15 protein-coding genes are annotated in these 17,422 nt (G+C 30.2%); 1 reads left to right on the top strand and 14 read right to left on the bottom strand.

Annotation, left to right across the window (positions count from 1 at the left end):
- Nucleotides 1-10 precede the first annotated feature (10 nt).
- The 13 genes from BLV71_RS02290 to BLV71_RS02230 all read right to left on the bottom strand — a co-directional run bounded on the left by BLV71_RS02290 (nt 11) and on the right by BLV71_RS02230 (nt 15,657).
- Nucleotides 11-733: a hypothetical protein gene (locus tag BLV71_RS02290; protein ID WP_093868977.1), complete on the bottom strand. Its 723-nt coding sequence runs from the start codon at nt 731-733 to the stop codon at nt 11-13.
- A 108-nt stretch (nt 734-841) separates the two neighbouring features.
- Nucleotides 842-1,849: a hypothetical protein gene (locus BLV71_RS02285; protein WP_093868976.1), complete on the bottom strand. Its 1,008-nt coding sequence runs from the start codon at nt 1,847-1,849 to the stop codon at nt 842-844.
- Between the two features lie 116 nt (nt 1,850-1,965).
- The gene (locus BLV71_RS02280) at nt 1,966-3,234 is read right to left on the bottom strand and encodes a phage integrase SAM-like domain-containing protein (RefSeq protein WP_093868975.1); all 1,269 of its coding nucleotides are present in this window, start codon (nt 3,232-3,234) and stop codon (nt 1,966-1,968) included.
- Nucleotides 3,235-3,550: 316 nt separating this feature from the next.
- Nucleotides 3,551-3,985, bottom strand: coding sequence for a heavy-metal-associated domain-containing protein (locus BLV71_RS02275; RefSeq protein ID WP_093868974.1), 435 nt, complete (start codon nt 3,983-3,985; stop codon nt 3,551-3,553).
- Between the two features lie 11 nt (nt 3,986-3,996).
- Nucleotides 3,997-5,703, bottom strand: coding sequence for an efflux RND transporter periplasmic adaptor subunit (locus BLV71_RS02270; protein ID WP_093868973.1), 1,707 nt, complete (start codon nt 5,701-5,703; stop codon nt 3,997-3,999).
- Between the two features lie 3 nt (nt 5,704-5,706).
- On the bottom strand, nt 5,707-6,438 hold the full coding sequence (locus BLV71_RS02265; RefSeq protein ID WP_093868972.1) for a heavy-metal-associated domain-containing protein: 732 nt from the start codon (nt 6,436-6,438) through the stop codon (nt 5,707-5,709).
- Nucleotides 6,439-6,440: 2 nt separating this feature from the next.
- On the bottom strand, nt 6,441-7,664 hold the full coding sequence (locus tag BLV71_RS02260; protein ID WP_093868971.1) for a TolC family protein: 1,224 nt from the start codon (nt 7,662-7,664) through the stop codon (nt 6,441-6,443).
- Nucleotides 7,654-11,379 carry an efflux RND transporter permease subunit gene (locus tag BLV71_RS02255; protein ID WP_093868970.1) on the bottom strand — a complete coding sequence of 1,242 codons (3,726 nt, stop codon included), beginning with the start codon at nt 11,377-11,379 and terminating at the stop codon, nt 7,654-7,656. The genes BLV71_RS02260 and BLV71_RS02255 overlap by 11 nt, the downstream gene beginning before the upstream one ends.
- A 103-nt stretch (nt 11,380-11,482) precedes the next feature.
- Nucleotides 11,483-11,902: an HYC_CC_PP family protein gene (locus BLV71_RS02250; protein WP_255405086.1), complete on the bottom strand. Its 420-nt coding sequence runs from the start codon at nt 11,900-11,902 to the stop codon at nt 11,483-11,485.
- Nucleotides 11,903-12,232: 330 nt separating this feature from the next.
- A complete protein-coding gene (locus BLV71_RS02245) occupies nt 12,233-12,820 on the bottom strand; it encodes a hypothetical protein (protein ID WP_143032747.1) in 588 nt (195 codons plus the stop codon).
- A 112-nt stretch (nt 12,821-12,932) separates the two neighbouring features.
- Nucleotides 12,933-13,124, bottom strand: a complete 192-nt coding sequence (locus tag BLV71_RS02240) for a hypothetical protein (protein ID WP_093868968.1) — start codon at nt 13,122-13,124, stop codon at nt 12,933-12,935.
- A 92-nt stretch (nt 13,125-13,216) separates the two neighbouring features.
- Nucleotides 13,217-13,645 carry a hypothetical protein gene (locus BLV71_RS02235; protein WP_093868967.1) on the bottom strand — a complete coding sequence of 143 codons (429 nt, stop codon included), beginning with the start codon at nt 13,643-13,645 and terminating at the stop codon, nt 13,217-13,219.
- Between the two features lie 209 nt (nt 13,646-13,854).
- Nucleotides 13,855-15,657 (bottom strand): DUF6119 family protein, encoded by a 1,803-nt coding sequence (locus BLV71_RS02230; protein ID WP_093868966.1) that lies wholly within the window; start codon nt 15,655-15,657, stop codon nt 13,855-13,857.
- A 387-nt stretch (nt 15,658-16,044) separates the two neighbouring features.
- On the opposite strand from BLV71_RS02230, the gene BLV71_RS02225 reads away from it, so the two are divergent.
- Nucleotides 16,045-16,788 (top strand): hypothetical protein, encoded by a 744-nt coding sequence (locus BLV71_RS02225; protein WP_143032746.1) that lies wholly within the window; start codon nt 16,045-16,047, stop codon nt 16,786-16,788.
- A 56-nt stretch (nt 16,789-16,844) separates the two neighbouring features.
- On the opposite strand, the gene BLV71_RS02220 is transcribed toward BLV71_RS02225, so the two are convergent.
- Nucleotides 16,845-17,342 (bottom strand): outer membrane beta-barrel protein, encoded by a 498-nt coding sequence (locus BLV71_RS02220; protein ID WP_093868964.1) that lies wholly within the window; start codon nt 17,340-17,342, stop codon nt 16,845-16,847.
- Between the last annotated feature and the right edge of the window lie 80 nt (nt 17,343-17,422).

Below are 17,422 nucleotides of genomic sequence, written 5' to 3'. Positions count from 1 at the left end.
CCTTATAAAGTTAAATTTTAATCTTTCTTTTAAATACTGTTTTAAGAAAAAAGACTCTAGTCACTTCTTCAAAGTAAAAAACATAACACATTTCATTTTTATCATCTAAAGGTTCTATTACTGTGTATTTATTACTGTCGTCTTCATCAAATTTTCCAGAAAATAAGTAAAATGCTTTAATAATTAATTTAATTACATCTGTAGGTGTCTCTACATTATTAATATCTGTTCCTGTAGATAATGGTTCATTATTAATACTAAAATGTTTTAAAACATGGAACAAACCTCCTGTAAAATCATATCTTCTTTTCTTATGTCTTATTTTATTTAACTGCCTAAACAAATCAATTCTAAGAATTCTGTTTTCTTCTTCTTCATTTTCATTATCAAAAACTAAAATAAAATTTTCATTTCCATAAACTCTAATAGCATCTTTTAAATTATTACACAAAAATCTAGTTTTGTTTAAAGCATGTAATACACTTACTGCATTCCCATTACCAAAATTTTTCGGGAAAATTTTTCTCGCTTTAATCAGTACCTCTTCAACTAAAATCAAAAATATATTTGACCCAGTATAATAAAAAGGTTTTCCATCAATTTCGCATTTCCTATAGTTCGTTATTGGAAAGCCCACTTTTGCATGATTTTTATTTTCATGTCTCATTAAATCGACGCTAATCTTTTGAACTCTTTTTCTTAAATTTTCAAACTCTGCTTTTTTTAATTTCATCCAAATTAAAATATTAATATTTACTATCTCCCTGACCTATTAAATCTACTTCAAACTTTATAAGCAACAATAAAACTCTTGAAAACTTACTTTGAATACGATTAAAAATTACAATAAAGATTTAAGCAATTCAAGGTTTTTAATATTATTTGATAAATTATTAACTTCTATTTTATCATTAATATATAACCCTAGTGATAAGAATAAATGACCTAAAAAATAAATATAAATAGCTGTTTTAAGTGAACCTACAGATGAGTACTCACTGTTTAATCTAGAAACCAGATTACCATGTACACTATTATTTCTTATAGCATATAAAATAGTTTTAATTAGAAACTTAAAATATTCTTTATCATCAGAAAGAGATAATGTGTAGTCTTGACTCTGATTAGAATTACTTATAATTGATGTTCTATTAACTAACAATTCTCTTAATTTTACAGCAAGACTTTTAGGTATAGATTTTGATTTTTCAAATTCAGTAATATTTAAATTACATTTACTATTTACAATTACTGGATTTGTAATATTATTATATGCATTACCATAAGTGTTTTTAATTTTATTAAAAATATCACTATGATTTGATTTAAATGATGCATATGATGAACCTCTTAATATTGGTAAAATATTTGAGTTTTCCATAGTATTTCCTTTTAAAACATAATTACTAACAAATTTTAAAGGCTTCATAGGCATTAAACTAACATACTCCTCTATTAACTCTAAAACTGAGTACTCTGTTGATACTGACAATGTTTTTATATTATCAATCTCATTAATTAAATAATTTATCCCATCTGAGTCGGAAAGTCTTGATGTGTCTGATTGCAAAATCTTTTTATTTACACCAAGTTCTTTGTATGTATTATTTATTGCTTTCCATAGAAAAGTAAATCCCATATCAGGTCTTTCAGGTAAACAATCATAAGAATCTAATAGATGTGTTAATGACACATATGGAACCTCATGTCCATTAAGCCAAAGTTCTTCTTCCCATACTTCACTATTAATAGTATGAATAGAAAATGGAATAACATCAAAGGTTGAGTACAGTAAATCACGATGCTTCTCCTTTGAGTAATTTTTTAAAAGTTCTATAGATTTTCCCATTTACATTTTTAATTTATTATACTCCTCTCAGAAAAAGCTAAGTACTTCAAATGACTTGGAGTTTCGTTACAATTTATTTGATAAATATACCTAAATAGAAATCATTTTTCATTACTTTATAACCCCCAATATTTTGCTAAATTATCAACATAATCAGCAGATGTTTTACCGATATACAAAAGAAAATCTTTCTCTGTAGAATGCCCAGTAACACTCATCAATAAAGGTGTTGGAACAGTTGCATAATAATTACTAGCAAAACTTCTACGACAAATATGAGAAGTAATTAATTCATATTTTTTATATACCCCTTTCTCTTTACGATTAGTTTTTTTATTCACCTTTCCTCCTGCTACTTTATAAATTAAACCAGCCTCTCTTGCTACTTCCTTTATATATTTATTAAATAATGTTTTATTACTTTCCAAATTATTAGAAAACGTTTTAGGAAACTCCCAATTCCTTCTTTCTAATATTTCAATAACCTTTGGATGTAATAAAACATTTACTTTTTTCTTTGTCTTTTTTTGAGTAAGTTCAATAACTTTAAGATTTCCTTTTTCCTTTATATTTTCTTTTCTCATAACCAACAAATCACTAACTCTTTGACCTAGATAACAGCCCATAACTAACCAATCTCTCGCATTTGATAAGTTCTCATCTAAAAACTTAGTATTACTTATAATTTCTATCTCATCAAAATTTAAAAATATACTTTCAACCTTAACTGAAAAACCTTTTATTGATTCTAACTGAGAACTAACCTCGATACCATTATTTTTAGCGTCTAAACAAATGGTTTTAACAAATTTGATATCTCTTCCAGCAGTATTCATACTCATTCTTTCATCAACTAATAAGAATTTTAAATAATCCTCTCTAAAACTTAAATTAATATCTGTTAGTTTTAATTTTAACTTTCTACTGATTTCATATTTTCTTAATTTTCTTCTAATAGTTTTATATTTCTTAATAGTAGCTATTGAAACTCCAACTCCTCCTTTTGGATTAGTTTTAGTAGGTAGCCTTTTTATAAAATCATCTGCATAATTTATTATAAAGTCTAATTTACTTTCTTTTACCCTATCGAAATGCACATCTATAATGCTAGTTAACCACAATGAGTTTATATTAACACCTTTTGATATTTCCTTATTATAAGAAGTTATTATTTTAATTTTTAAAGCTTCTAAATCATTATTTAAATTAATTAAACCTTCATTAGCTTTTATCAATTTAACAACTCCTTTTTTTCTATTAAAAAAATCAGGATTAATTAATAGTGAAGTACTTTTTCTTAACAATATTCTATTAGAAGCGGATAATCGAACATAAATTGTAGTAGGATTACTTTTCCCTTTTATAAAAAACTTTACACTTGCCATAATAAATAGATTTGGTAAGTTTTCTGTAGGAATCAGGTGGTGCTGAGGAGGGGCTCAAATACATATATTTTGGATTAAGTTACGAGTTTTATCAGAGAGGGGCAATCCTTTTAACTACCAAGTGTCAACTTAATCTAAATCCTTGTTGGTAAAGTGTTGTAGGGGTTTTGTTATGATCTAAAATCGGTAAAAACAGATTAAATAGAAAACATAAAAAATACACCTTTCCTACTCGGCGTCTCCACAAATAAACCCTGTAAGTATTATGTTTACAGGGTTTGTTGTTTATAGGTGTCAGTTTAGATGACATTACAACTTAATGATTTGAATTTTCATCTTCTTTTACTTCTCCTTTTAAACTCATCTCCATTTCATGATCATATTTACAACATGCAGGTAAATTTTTATAAGCAGATTCACTTCCCATCACTTTATCTGTATCATAACCTGAATTAACAATTGCTTTATGGATTGCATTCAAATTTGTTTTAGATTCATCATACGAAACATTTATTTGCTTCTTTAATTTATCCCATTCAGCTGATGTTACTCCATCAATACTATTAACCGCTTTTTCAATGGTATTTTTACACATTCCGCAGTTACCACGAACACCAAATGTTGTTTGGGTAGAGGCTACTTGTTTGGTTATTGTTTGCTCTGTTATAGTTGTTTCTTTTTTTGTTTCGTTTTTACAACTTACTAAACTCATTGTAGTTATAATTGCTACGCTTAACATTACTTTTTTCATTGTTTAAAAATTTACTTGTTATTTATTACTTGTTTTACTTCGCCACATTTCAGCATCATATCGCCGAAATACGGATTTAATACTAGTTTTTCTTTACTTAACCAATATGCACCTTTGTCGCTATCTGCCATTGAGCAATATTGCTTGTAGCTAACCTCGTTAATTCCGAACGACTGTACAGCCAAAATAAAATACTCTGAAAGTATTTTAAATTGATTTCGTTGCACTTTAATATCATCGGAATTGGTAATGGCATTACTACTTGATTTTAGTGTTTTAACTAACGGCATCCATTGCTTGTGAGCTTCGTTAGTGGTTAGCAATTTCATATTGATATTTTGTAATGCCTTATTTAAAGTTGATGCACTATTTTTTGATAATTCAGCATCCGATTTTATAAGGTTATCTTTTAGTTTGATGTACGCATCGTAGGCAGTTTGTAATTGCGATGTGAATTTTTTGCTCACTTCAAACTGTTCATTCATTTCTTTTTTATGGTTCATCATCGACTTTTTTCCTTGTAATTGTGCCGATGCATCAATAGTAAATACACCATTGGTTACCACTTCGTCGCCTGATTGTAAGCCATTTTTTACTTCATAATTATCGCCTAATTTGTTACCTAATACTATTTCTCTCATTTCAAAAATAGGATTGTTGGTATCTGGTTTTACATATACTATTGAGCGTTTTCCTGTCCATAAAACAGCCGATGCAGGTATCAATAATTGTGCTTTGGTTTCTTTTACTGTGGCATCTACTTTTCCTGTTACAAACATTTCGGGTTTAAAGAGTTCTTTTTGATTGTTTAAAACCGCTCGAACAGTTACGGTACGTGTTTGTGGATTTAGAACAGGATTGATAAACGAAATTTTAGCATTAAAAACTTCGTTAGGATACGCATTTGTAGAAATAGCAATAGCTTGTCCAACTTTGAAATTACTAACTTGATTTTCGTACACATCAAAGTTTGCCCAAACCGTATTCAAATTGGCAATTTTTAATAACGGTTGCCCTTGTTTTGTATAATCTCCTTGTTCTACTAATTTTTCTGAAACTGTTCCTGATACAGTAGCGTACACAGGAAAATTTTCTTTTACCTTTTTAGAACTTTCAATTTGATTGATTTGGTTGTCAGACAGCTTCCATAATTTTAACTTATTACGCACTGCTTTATACAATGCAGGTTGTGTTTCTTTTAAGGTAGATGCTGTTAGTAGTTCTTGTTGTGCTTTAACCAATTCGGGTGAATAAATGGTGGCTAAAAGTTGCCCTTTTCTAATACTTTCGCCTGTAAAACTGATATTTAAACGTTCTATTCGTCCTGTAAAATAACTTACTTGTACTGCGTTGGCTTTTTCGTTTTCGGCAATTTTTCCTGATAAGGTTATTCCATTATCCGAATTAGCAGTAGCATTACCAATAATGGTAGTTTGCACGTTTGCCAACGCCATTGCGTTTTTTGTAAGTTTAAATTGATTAGGCGATAAACCGTCTGCATCAGCTTCGGCAGGAATTAAATCCATACCACAAATTGGACAATCGCCTGCTTCGGGTTGCATAATTTGTGGGTGCATTGAACATGTCCATTTTTGCGATAAGTTACTTTCGGCTTGATGATTGTGGTTTGTTTCGTTATCTGATGAATTACCAAAGAATAGTTTTCCAAAAATTAATCCTACCATTAAAATTATAATGTATATGATGTATTTTTTCATTTTTTAAAAGATTAACATTAATACAGCCATTACTAACATAATAGCGTTTTCTATAAAAGTTGCTTCGGTCATTGGTAGTTTTAAAGCTGTACCTAAACACGCACAACGAATTGCCTTTTTATCAAGTAATGTTTTGGTTACACCCACGGTAGTTATTCCCAATACGAAAATGGTTATAATTAGTGCTATGTTAATTTCAAATCGCATTAAAAACATCAACCCTAAAATAGTTTCTATAAATGGATAAACTTTGGCATATACAGGCACTCGTTTTGCTAACGGGTCGTACATTCTAAAACTATCTGGAAAACCTTTTAAATCTAACATTTTAAAAAAACTGAATATGATATAAAATAAGCCCATAAAATCGAGCATAAACTCACGCCAACTCCAATTTTTATAGTGTAACAATATACTTGCTACTGTAATGTATAATAAGATTAAAAACAAGGGTTTTAATTGCTCGAATTTGCTTTTTTCTTGTGTCATTTCAAAGTCCGAAAAGGTGTTTGTAGCTACCTTTTTAACAGGTAGTTTTTCAGAAATGGTGTATTTTTCTTTCAATACATTTTGCAAATCTGATAAACCAATATGCTTACTCATAGTTATTTCAGCTTCTTTATTTTCAAGATTTACCTTTACATCGGTAACGTTATCTAAACTATCTAAACTTTTTTCTACGTTAGCTTTACAGCTTCCGCAAGTCATTCCGTCAATTTTATATGTGTGTTTCATTTTTACTGAATTAAATAGTTAATAATGGTGCTTTGTACATAATAATTTTGCACCGCCTTAATTTGGTTTAACTGAAACTTTAACTGCAATTCTTGAATATCGAGAACATCGTTAAAATCAATCGTGCCTGTTTCGTAGCTTTTAACAAGAATGGTTTCGGCATTTTTTGCTTGTTTCAAGTTTTTGCTTTGTGTGTTTTTGCGTATTCTTGCCGATGTACGCTCTTTAATTGCTTTATCTAACAAGGTTTCTAACCTGTTAAATCGCTCTTGTTTTTGACTGTTAAATTCTTCTTGCTGAATTTCGTTTTGTTTGGTTTTCGACTTATATTTTTTATTGAAAATTGGAATAGAAAACGATACCATTGGCATTACAATATCTTTTCCGTTATCGTTAAAATTCATATCAGGACGTTGGGTAACGTTAACATAATCTAACCCGAAACCTATCATTGGGCTACTTTCCTTTTGGTTTAATAGTTCAGATTTTTCAACTGATTGATAAAACTTGTCGTACTTTATTAATTCAGGATGAAATTGTAAACTATCTGTATTTATTGTGCTGTCGTTCAACGGGATTTCTAATTCTGAAACCACATTTATCGCTGTGTTTTTATCTCTGTTTAATAGCTTGTTAAAGGCTGTTTGTTCAGCTAAAAATTGTTGTTGTAAAATGGCTTTGGATTGGTTTAAATCGTTTTGTCGCATTTGTAAACGCAAGACATCTACGGCAGATGCTTTACCAACTTCAACCGACGTTAACGCCATAGTTTCGTAGGTTTTTAGCAAGTTAATGTTTTCGGTTAAAACCTGCTGTTTAGCCTTAATTGCGTACAAATTGTAAAACGAAGTTGATATCGACGCGATTAATTGTCGTTTAGCAATGGTAATATCTTCAAACTTGGCATCGGCTAAGGAACTTACATAATCTTCTCTCGAACTAATTGTACCAAACCAAGGCAACATTTGGTTTATTGAAACTTTAAATCGTTGTGCGCCTGTTCGCGTTTCGGGTTCGCTTACAAAATAACCTATGGCAATGTTGGTATTGGGTAAGGTATTTACTTCGTTTACCTTTTCTGAAACACGTTTGTATTGCAATTCAAACTGTTTAATTTTTGGATTATTTGCCAAGGCTTCATCAATAAGCGATTGTAGTTCTTGTGCATAAGAAAATCCACTAAACATAAGAATGAATAATATGGATAATATGTTTTTAGTTTTCATTTATTGTCTTTCTTTTTAATAAAAATTCTTCTCGTAAACTATACAATACAGGCAGTAAAAAATAGGATGCAACGTCGATAATCATACCTCCAAAGGCAGGAATTGCCATTGGTATCATAATATCGCTTCCTCGTCCTGTCGATGTTAGTACAGGCAGTAATGCCAATACGGTTGTTGCCGTTGTCATTAAACACGGTCTGATACGTTTTTCGCCTGCTTCTACAACCGATTTTCGTATATCGGTTTTTGTTTTTGGTTCATTTTTGGCAAAGGTTTGTTTTAAATAGGTTGCCATTACTACACCGTCGTCGGTGGCAATACCAAATAAGGCAATAAAACCTACCCAAACTGCTACACTTAAATTAATTGGGTGCATTTGGAACAGCTCTCGAATATTTTGCCCAAAAACGCTAAAGTCTAGAAACCACGATTGTCCGTAAAGCCACATCATTATAAATCCGCCTGCAAAGGCTACAATAATTGCTGTAAACACCATTAAAGAAGTGGTTGCTGAACGGAACTGAAAATATAAAATGATGAAAATGATAAGCAATGCCAATGGTACAACTAAGGATAAGGTTTTTTCAGCTCGTATCTGATTTTCGTATGTTCCTGTAAATTGAAAATTAATACCTTTTGGTACAATTAATTTGCCACTTTCTATTTTTTGCTGAATGACTTTTTGCGCATTTTCAACCACGGTTACTTCGGCAAAATCGTTAAGTTTATCAAACAACACGTAGCCAATTAGAAAGGTGTCTTCACTTTTAATTACTTGTGCGCCTTGTTCGTAACGAATAGTTGCTAACTCACTTAATGGTACAGAATTTCCTTTGTTTATAGGTACATAAATTTGTTCTAAATCGGTTGGTGTGGTTCGTAGTTCTCTTGGGTAACGAACACGTACGCCGTAACGCTCTCGTCCCTCGACGGTTTGGGTTAATGACATACCACCAACGGCAACTTTTAAAACATCTTGTACCTCTTGAATAGAAACACCATAACGTGCTATTTTCTCTCTGTTGATGTCGATTAACAGATATGGTTTTCCTACAATTCGATCAGCAAAAACAGCTTCTTTTTTAACACCTGTTACTGTTTTTAAAATGCTTTCTAATTGCACACCAAAGGCTTCAATTTCTTTTAAATTTTGTCCTTTTACTTTGATACCCATTGGCGCACGCATCCCCGTTTGTAGCATTACCAATCGGGTTTCGATAGGTTGCAATTTTGGTGCAGATGTAACGCCTGGTATTTTGGTTGCCTTAATTATTTCGTTCCAAATATCGTCGGTAGATTTTATGTTAGGTCGCCAATTTCGGTAAAACTCGCCGTCGTTATCTTCAATTAATTCATCTGTAGAAACATCAGAAAAAATAATTTTAGAAGTCGCATAGGTCGAATTTGGATTGGCCACTGTTTTGCCATTTTTCAATACAAATAATCCGTCTTTATTTATTTGATAACGTTGACGTTCGCCGTGGTTATTAAGTGCATATTCGGGTTTGTAAATAATTACATTTTCATACATTGAAAGTGGAGCAGGGTCTAAAGCTGATTCGGTTCGTCCTGCTTTACCAACTACCGTTTTTATTTCAGGAATATTGGCAACACCCATATCCAACTGTTGTAAAACACGTTTATTTTCTTCAACGCCCGAATGTGGCATTGAGGTTGGCATTAGTAAAAACGAGCCTTCGTTTAAAGAGGGCATAAACTCTTTTCCTGTGTTTTTGAAAATTAAAAATCCGAGAATGCTAATGGTGGTTGGAATTGCCAAAAAGAGCATTTTGTTTGCTAATGCCCATTGTAAAATTTGAGTATAATATTTGCGTAATAGTGAGAATGCGCCTAACAACCCGAAACAGATTATAGCCACAAACAACAGGTTTAACAATAAGCTCTTGCCTACACCTAAAGGTCGCCAATATTCAGCCAATAAAAACACAATAGCTAATGATGCAATAACTATATTAATAAGGTTTACTTGTTTGTTGGAAACTTTTTGTTGTAGTTTTAAAATGCCTGTACTGCCGAAAGCGATTAAGAGTATTCCTAACCAGTTTCCGAAAACAATAGAAATAATACCCAAACCAATTAATACAGCATTGATGATGTACGATAGGTTTTTGGTAATACTTCTTCGTTTAAAAATGATAGTTGCAAATGGCGGAATTAAAAACAACGCCACCACCAATGCCATAATAAGTGCAAAGGTTTTGGTAAAAGCCAACGGACTAAATAATTTACCTTCTGCGCCAACCATTGTAAATACTGGTAAAAAGCTAATTATAGTGGTCATTACTGCGGTAACAATAGCGCCTGAAACTTCGGCAGTAGCATTGTAAACTACGGTATTGATTGGTAAATTATTTTCATTTTTTTCTAAATGATTTAAGATGTTTTCTGATAGAATTACGCCTACATCTACCATTGTTCCGATTGCGATTGCAATTCCTGATAAGGCTACGATATTGGCATCAATACCAAAGGTTTTCATTGCGATAAATACCATTAAAACCGCCACAGGTAACAAGCTCGAAATTAAAATGGATGCTCGTAAATTATATACCATTACAATAATTACTAAAATGGTAATGAGTATTTCTAATGTAAGCGCTTCGTTAAGCGTACCTAATGTTTCTTGAATAAGTTCAGAACGGTCGTAAAACGGTACAATGGTTAACTGTGATATTGTGCCGTCTGCCAACACTTTTGAGGGTAATCCTGCGCTTAATTCTTTAATTTTTTTTTTGGTATTATTGATAACCTCTAACGGATTTGCACCATAACGTGCCACCACAACACCGCCTACAACTTCTGCGCCCTCTTTGTCTAAAATTCCTCTACGAGTTTTTGCGCCGAGCGATACTTTGGCGATGTCTTGTATTTTAATTGGTGTGTAATTTGCTGATGAAACTACCGCATTTTCGATATCTTTTATAGATGTGATATAACCTAAACCACGCACCAAATATTCTACTTGATTAATTTCTATGGTTTGCGCTCCGATATCTTGGTTGCTTTGTTTTACAGCTTTTACAACCTGTTGCAGATTGATATTATATTGACGCATTAATTCAGGGTTTACGTCAATTTGATATTCTTGAACATATCCACCAATTGATGCTACTTCAGACACACCACCTGCCGACGATAAGGCGTATTTTACATAGTAATCTTGTATGCTTCGTAGTTCGTGTAAATCCCAACCGCCAGTTACGTTTCCGTCTTTATCTCTACCCTCTAATGTGTACCAATAAACTTGTCCTAAACCTGTGGCATCGGGTCCTAAAGTTGGATTAACGCCCTCTGGTAATAAACCACTTGGTAACGAGTTGAGTTTTTCGAGAATACGTGAACGACTCCAGTAAAATTCGACGTCTTCTTCAAAAATTATATAGATGCTCGAAAACCCAAACATCGAGGAACTACGAATGGTTTTTACGCCTGGTATGCCTAACAACGACGTGGTTAACGGATAGGTTATTTGGTCTTCTATGTTTTGTGGTGAACGTCCGTCCCATTTTGTAAATACAATTTGTTGGTTTTCACCAATATCTGGGATAGCATCTACCGCCACGGGTGCATTTGGTAAAAAGCCTGTATTCCAGTTAAAAGGTGCGTTTATAACTCCCCAACCTATAAACAAGACGAGTAGTAAAACGGCTATAAGTTTGTTTTCTATTAAAAATTTGATGCTTTTATTGAGCATAAAAAAATGATTTTAAATAATTAGACTTTGATATGTTAAATACCTTGTACAGCAATATATCCGTTGAAATAACAATGGATATAATTGGTCTAATACTCTAAAATCAGATTAAATATACTTCGTCGAGAACGTGAATATCCTTGACGACTAGTGGAGGAGAATAATTTTTAAAAGGAATTACTTTATCATGTAATTCTTCAAATAAATTAATATAAGAATAGTAAAAAGATGCTATAAAAAAATGTTGCTCTAATGACAATGTATCAAACGATGATAATTTTAAATCATCTTGTCCGTCAATTAATTGAATAACATCGCTACAACAATTTTTTGTAGACATTGTACACACATCGGGCACACTTTTTTCACCTTTTTCCATCCCACAAGAGGCAGCTTCTTTAAAAAAACTTATATCAACTAATTCTTCACCACAAAAATGACTACTTATGGTAAATGACATTGTAGAAAAGACAACTACAAAAGTCATTAAAATTGATGTTATTTTATTTACTACATTTTTCATCTTGTAAAGCAAAGGTACAAAAATTAAAAAATTAAAAAATTAAAATAAATCATAAACTATTAAAAATCATACTTTTCATTATAATAGAATAAAAACTTTATTCAATTTTAGGCTCTCTATTTTATAAACTCTTAACTTGTTTTTTTAGAACAGTTTAAGGTTTTTTATACACCCCTTAAGTTTGCAAAGTAGTAAATTTAAGTATTAAAACAAGCATTTGTAATTGCAAAATTAGGATTAATATATGATGAAACTTATAGAAGTACTTTGGTTAAAAGTTAATCAAAAATCAGTTGTTTTTTACCACAGTTCTTTGTTGTATTTAGGCTTTTACCATTCAGCTTTATGGTTTAATAATTCAGTTGGTATTTTTCTTTTGATATAAATGTAGTTCCATTTATTTTTCCTAGATACAAATAATGTATCTCCTTTAAACTGGAAGTTTATTGTTATTTTACCAATCGTTCCCGTTCCAGAAACTTGTGTAATTAAGTCACCTTTTAATTCTTCTTTTTCTTTATATAAAACTCCTCTCCAACCTGTGTATAAAGGGTCGAACATTTCTTTTTGGAGTATGCTGTCATTTCTATTGAGAATAAATAAATTAAAGAGTCCGTTTTTATAGAATCTATAAACTCCATAGTTTGTATAGGGGTCACGATAATTTTTCCTTGCTACTATATTCACATTTGTAGCTTCTAGTCCGAAATATGAAACAGTATTAAATTCTTCATAAATTACAGTAGTGTCAATATTTTTTAATAAGGATTCGTTAAATTTAACTTTATTAGAGTATACTTTCTTATTAATTGCAGCTTTGCTATAACCATTTTTAAGTTTGTAGGTTTTCAATCCACAACCAACAAATAAAAGAGCGAGGAATATTAAAAGTAAGTGTTTTTTCAAAATTAATGTCATTTTTAGCTTAACGTCTCGGCTATGGTTAGTGCGGGGATTAAAAGGAACCAACCTTTCGAATAAGCACAAACCTTTTGATTTAGCACTTACTAGCTATGTTTTATAAACCGTGTTAGGTAATGTTTATTTTTTCTATATCAGATTCCGTTTTAATTTCTTCTCCGCTTACAGTAAAAGAGTAAAGCATTGGAGTTTCTGATACTATTCCTATGATATTATTTTTAATCAGAAATTCAAGATGTTTTCTAACTTCATTTCTTGATTTTCCAGTTGATTTTGAAACTTCAGATATTGAAAACCACATATTTTCAATTGGTTCTTTACAATTGTTGGATTGAAGCCACAGCTCTTTGAAAAGTCTATTGAGTATTTTAATATCTAAGTTATCCAATGTTATTATAATTTAAATTTTGTTCCCTCTTTATATCCTATGGGGAGTTTTGGGCTTTTAACTCCAAAAGGCCCTGAACCATTATGGTTATAATAAAATTTTTCTCTGTCGTCAGAATATCTTCCAGCACAAAGTAAATTAAATGTCGTGCTTTTATGACTTGGCTTTAGAACATTTATATCAATCCAAATTGGAACTTTTCCTTTTCTATATAGTAAATCTACAACTTCGGAATCAGTTAAATCAAGTTTCATTTTTCCACAATCTTCTTCGTAGATGTCAAATTCTTCATAATTTGTGTCATTTGTAGATTCTGCGAATATGACATTATATTTAAAATTGGTTTTCAATTCCGTTTTCATATAGTTTTCTGCAAACTTTAAAGCTTGAAAACTTGCTCCTTGTAAATGAAAAAGAAATTCGATTTTTGTCATTTCTCTAATGTTGCCTAACGGTTTTGGCTAGGCTTTGTGCGGGATTGAAAATCGACAAGATTTTCGATTACGGACTAAGCCGAAGCTTTTTGTTTGGATTTGTTTTTTGTGGTTGCACAAAGCCAAATCAACAAGATTTGGCGACTTAGTAAATATACACAAAACTTTGAAGTTAGCACAAAACCCGAATGAAGTTTAGCTGGTGTTGCCTACTGTTGTATTTCTGAAATGTCTTTTAAATAAATTTCAAAATCGTACTGATTCATTTCCTTGACAACTTGTACAATAGAATATTTAGCAATATTAGAATTAGATTTATCTATTCGTTCTACACTAGTTAGTCCTTTGTTTTTATATGCATTGTTTTTAAAAGCCATAACAAATGAAATTGTTATTTTTTTTAATTTTATATTATCAAGAGTTTCAGCTATATCAATTTGATTATCTGGATTTCGTTCATTGTAAAGTTTCAATGTTTTTTTTAAATAAGAACTACCATTAAAATTTTTGAGATCATTTGATAATCTTTTTGCAGATAAAATTACTTGAATGTATAAATCTCTCATTTTTGTATCAAATCCATTTTTTACATGGATAAAATAGATTCTATCATTTTTAAATACTAATAAATCACATAATTCAACATTGTCTTTAATTACTTTATCGAGGACATAGTATCCTTTTGAGTAATGACTTTTATTATAAGAGTCCTCGTCGTCTTTTTCATACCAATGATTTAATAAATTAGTTTTTAATTCATATTTTGAATAGTATGTTTTAGCTTCTTCATTCATTTTATTTAAGAACTTATCTTCAAGTAAATACCACTTACTATCTATTCTGAAATATTTATGATTATTTAATTCTATTTCAGCTATTATATGAGAGTATAAATTTCCATAAGTGACTTCTTTTTGATTGATTAAACCTCTTATATTTAATTTGAAAACTTCACCTTTTATATCATACCGATTGTTTATATTTTTTAAATTATCGAAAATATGCATTGTTGCTTTGTAGTATAAGTCATTTCTATTATCTGTAGTAATATCTGACTTACCTTGAGAATGTTTTTTTCTAATAAGGAAATTATCACATTCATAAAATTTTTCTAATTTATTAGGATGAACAATTTCAATTATTTCATTTTGCACTTTTTTAGGCTCGTTATTAGATTGAACATCATCAATTATTCTTTCAAGTAATGAATTATCCAGATCTTTTATTAAATTACTATCGTGTATTTTAGTGAAAAGTGTTAATTGTTTTGGAGCATAATCTTTATGTATGTTATGAATATGAATTATCATTTCTTTTAATTCTTCAAAATCAATTTTTTTTCTCAATAGAAAATACGAACCTACTTCCAATATTGTAAGAGTATTATCCAACTTGAATTTATGAAACTCATTTTCTTTTAAACTTTTTCTAACCTTTAATTTTATTTTGGTTGGAATATCTGAATAATCTAAAGTTTCAGATATTGTTTGATTTAAATTGAATGTTTGTTTCTTGTTTGAAATATTGTTTGCGATACTTCTAGTATTGAGTTCAATTACATTGTCCTCTGTCTGACTAGAGATACGTTCATATATTTCAATTCCAAATGTTGAATGTAAATATTTTTTTATAACACTTATTCCACTTCCACTGATAATACAATATATTTCATTTTCATACTGGATAAATAGTACATAAGAAAACTCAACAATTTTAAAATCATGATTTTCAGTTAAATTATCAGGCAAAAATAATTTCCAATAAAATTTTTCTTTAGGTTGATTAAAAGAGTAAGACCAAAATTTAAAACTCTTATCGAATTCATGACTCAATTTAGGGTTTACAATTGCGATGTCTAAATCTTTAAATTTGTGTCTTAATTTTTTTATATAGTTATCGGTAATGTGAATTATAATTTCAGCATTTGACAGGTCTTTTAATTCGTGAAAATTCTTATCAATTTTAAAAATTTTTAATTCAAATTTGTTGTTTCGAAGTGTATTTGAATTCATAGCAATTGTAGACAATTCGTTATATAAATAACAAAGTTCTGGTTTATAGGGTTATAGTTCCGGATAAAAGGAACTGTCGATAAATATATAAAGAGGTACTAAGATTACTTTACGGGTATCCGTAGTTCTTTATTTTTGGTAAGTATATAGCCTAAAAAAATGTAGATATAGCAATTGAATATTCGAACAATTTTTTTCAATACCAAACCTAAGAAAATTAATTGCTTTTTGCAAGACGTATAAACAGTTAGTTATTAGCAGTTTTTTTAACTTTTTTAAAGGAGATTTTCCCTTGTTATTTTCTTTTAACACAATTTAACATTTTTTTTTTAGGGGGTTTCAATCCTTGTCTGTTTAACCTCTGCATAAATAAAAATAGATAATAAAATGAGAAATTTAATGAAGGGATTGTTAATCTGTGTGATTACATTAATGGCAGTGAGTTGTTCAAAAGAAGATAACTTAAATGCAAATCAATTTGCTAAGAAAAGTTTTGTAACTAAGAAGGCAACAGATTTTTTTGTGAATAGAGATGGTAGTGTGAATGTAACAGTTAATGGAGGTTTTCAAGATCCAAGAGGAGAAGGAGAAGAAAGAGGTTTTGTTTATGGAGAAAGCTCTAACCCATTAGTAAATTTAAATAATACAATTGTTGCTGCTGGTCCTATTCAAGAAAATGTTTTTGGTGTTTTTAGAAATATAGCAAAAGGAAAAGTTTATTATGTAAGAGGATACTTTAGATTAAAAAATGGAAGTTACTTTTATGGTAAAGAAATTGTATTTAATACAAACATTGATGCAAGCAAAACAAGAAAATTAAGCATGGAAATGTTGGCAAAACCACACTGGGTTTCATCAACAGAAATGACTCCTCAATTAGATGTAACTGAATTAGAAAAAGAGTCTCCTAAAGAAATTGGTTTTGAGTATAGTGTAAACAAAGATTTTTCGAACAGTAAAAAAGCATTAGCAACAGATATTAAAGGAAATATTTTTGTAACTAAATATGCTGTATTAGTAATTAAAGGGCTAACAGCTAAAACAACGTATTATTTCAGACCTTATGCTGAATATAATGATGGTACTATTACCAATGGAGGAAAAAGTGTAGTTGAGTTAACAACGAAATAAATAAAAAAGAGGCTGTCGATGAAGACAGCCTTTTTTTTTGTTGTTAAGTTTTTATGTTAAAACTGATAACGAACACTTAATCCAAAATCAGAGTTAAAACCATCATAGGCATCACTAAAACCAAACTCTGGTCTAAAATCTAAAGAAACCATTAAAGGAATATCAAAGCTATATTCAACACCAATAACTCCAGCACCAAATAAAGAAGTACTAGAACTACTATTAACTGTTACGCCATTAATAGTTTGCGACTTTGTTTTCCAACTTCCAAAACCACCACCAACACCAGCATACCAATTAAAACGATCTTCTAATTGCCATACCCATTCGTATAAACCAGTAGCTTTAAAAGCACTATAGTTTTTATTTCCTCTAATACCTAAGTCAACCTCTAAACGATTTGTATTACTTAATTTACGTTGGTATGATATCTCACCACCAAATCCGTTGTTATCTCCAAAACGAATACCAATTGCATTTTCAGAAATTTGTTGTGCATTGGCAGCTAAAGCAGTAATTGTTAAAAAACCAATAAATAAAAATAATTTTCTCATAATAAAAATCTTAATTGTTTTGTTTGTTACTTGACAAATTATATGCCAAATAAACTTCTTTTTTTATTTGTAGCCAATCT

Origin of the sequence: Tenacibaculum sp. MAR_2010_89, assembly GCF_900105985.1 — a bacterium.
GTDB lineage: Bacteria > Bacteroidota > Bacteroidia > Flavobacteriales > Flavobacteriaceae > Polaribacter > Polaribacter halocynthiae.
The sequence above is the reverse complement of the archived record's forward strand: the minus strand, read 5'-3'. Positions and strand labels throughout refer to the sequence as shown.

What these genes read in the sequence shown, in the direction of transcription:
- BLV71_RS02290 (WP_093868977.1), bottom strand. Translation starts at nt 733, where the DNA reads ATGAAATTAAAAAAAGCAGAGTTTGAAAATTTAAGAAAAAGAGTTCAA.
- BLV71_RS02285 (WP_093868976.1), bottom strand. Translation starts at nt 1,849, where the DNA reads ATGGGAAAATCTATAGAACTTTTAAAAAATTACTCAAAGGAGAAGCAT.
- BLV71_RS02280 (WP_093868975.1), bottom strand. Translation starts at nt 3,234, where the DNA reads ATGGCAAGTGTAAAGTTTTTTATAAAAGGGAAAAGTAATCCTACTACA.
- BLV71_RS02275 (WP_093868974.1), bottom strand. Translation starts at nt 3,985, where the DNA reads ATGAAAAAAGTAATGTTAAGCGTAGCAATTATAACTACAATGAGTTTA.
- BLV71_RS02270 (WP_093868973.1), bottom strand. Translation starts at nt 5,703, where the DNA reads ATGAAAAAATACATCATATACATTATAATTTTAATGGTAGGATTAATT.
- BLV71_RS02265 (WP_093868972.1), bottom strand. Translation starts at nt 6,438, where the DNA reads ATGAAACACACATATAAAATTGACGGAATGACTTGCGGAAGCTGTAAA.
- BLV71_RS02260 (WP_093868971.1), bottom strand. Translation starts at nt 7,664, where the DNA reads ATGAAAACTAAAAACATATTATCCATATTATTCATTCTTATGTTTAGT.
- BLV71_RS02255 (WP_093868970.1), bottom strand. Translation starts at nt 11,379, where the DNA reads ATGCTCAATAAAAGCATCAAATTTTTAATAGAAAACAAACTTATAGCC.
- BLV71_RS02250 (WP_255405086.1), bottom strand. Translation starts at nt 11,902, where the DNA reads ATGAAAAATGTAGTAAATAAAATAACATCAATTTTAATGACTTTTGTA.
- BLV71_RS02245 (WP_143032747.1), bottom strand. Translation starts at nt 12,820, where the DNA reads ATGACATTAATTTTGAAAAAACACTTACTTTTAATATTCCTCGCTCTT.
- BLV71_RS02240 (WP_093868968.1), bottom strand. Translation starts at nt 13,124, where the DNA reads ATGTGGTTTTCAATATCTGAAGTTTCAAAATCAACTGGAAAATCAAGA.
- BLV71_RS02235 (WP_093868967.1), bottom strand. Translation starts at nt 13,645, where the DNA reads ATGACAAAAATCGAATTTCTTTTTCATTTACAAGGAGCAAGTTTTCAA.
- BLV71_RS02230 (WP_093868966.1), bottom strand. Translation starts at nt 15,657, where the DNA reads ATGAATTCAAATACACTTCGAAACAACAAATTTGAATTAAAAATTTTT.
- BLV71_RS02225 (WP_143032746.1), top strand. Translation starts at nt 16,045, where the DNA reads ATGAGAAATTTAATGAAGGGATTGTTAATCTGTGTGATTACATTAATG.
- BLV71_RS02220 (WP_093868964.1), bottom strand. Translation starts at nt 17,342, where the DNA reads ATGAGAAAATTATTTTTATTTATTGGTTTTTTAACAATTACTGCTTTA.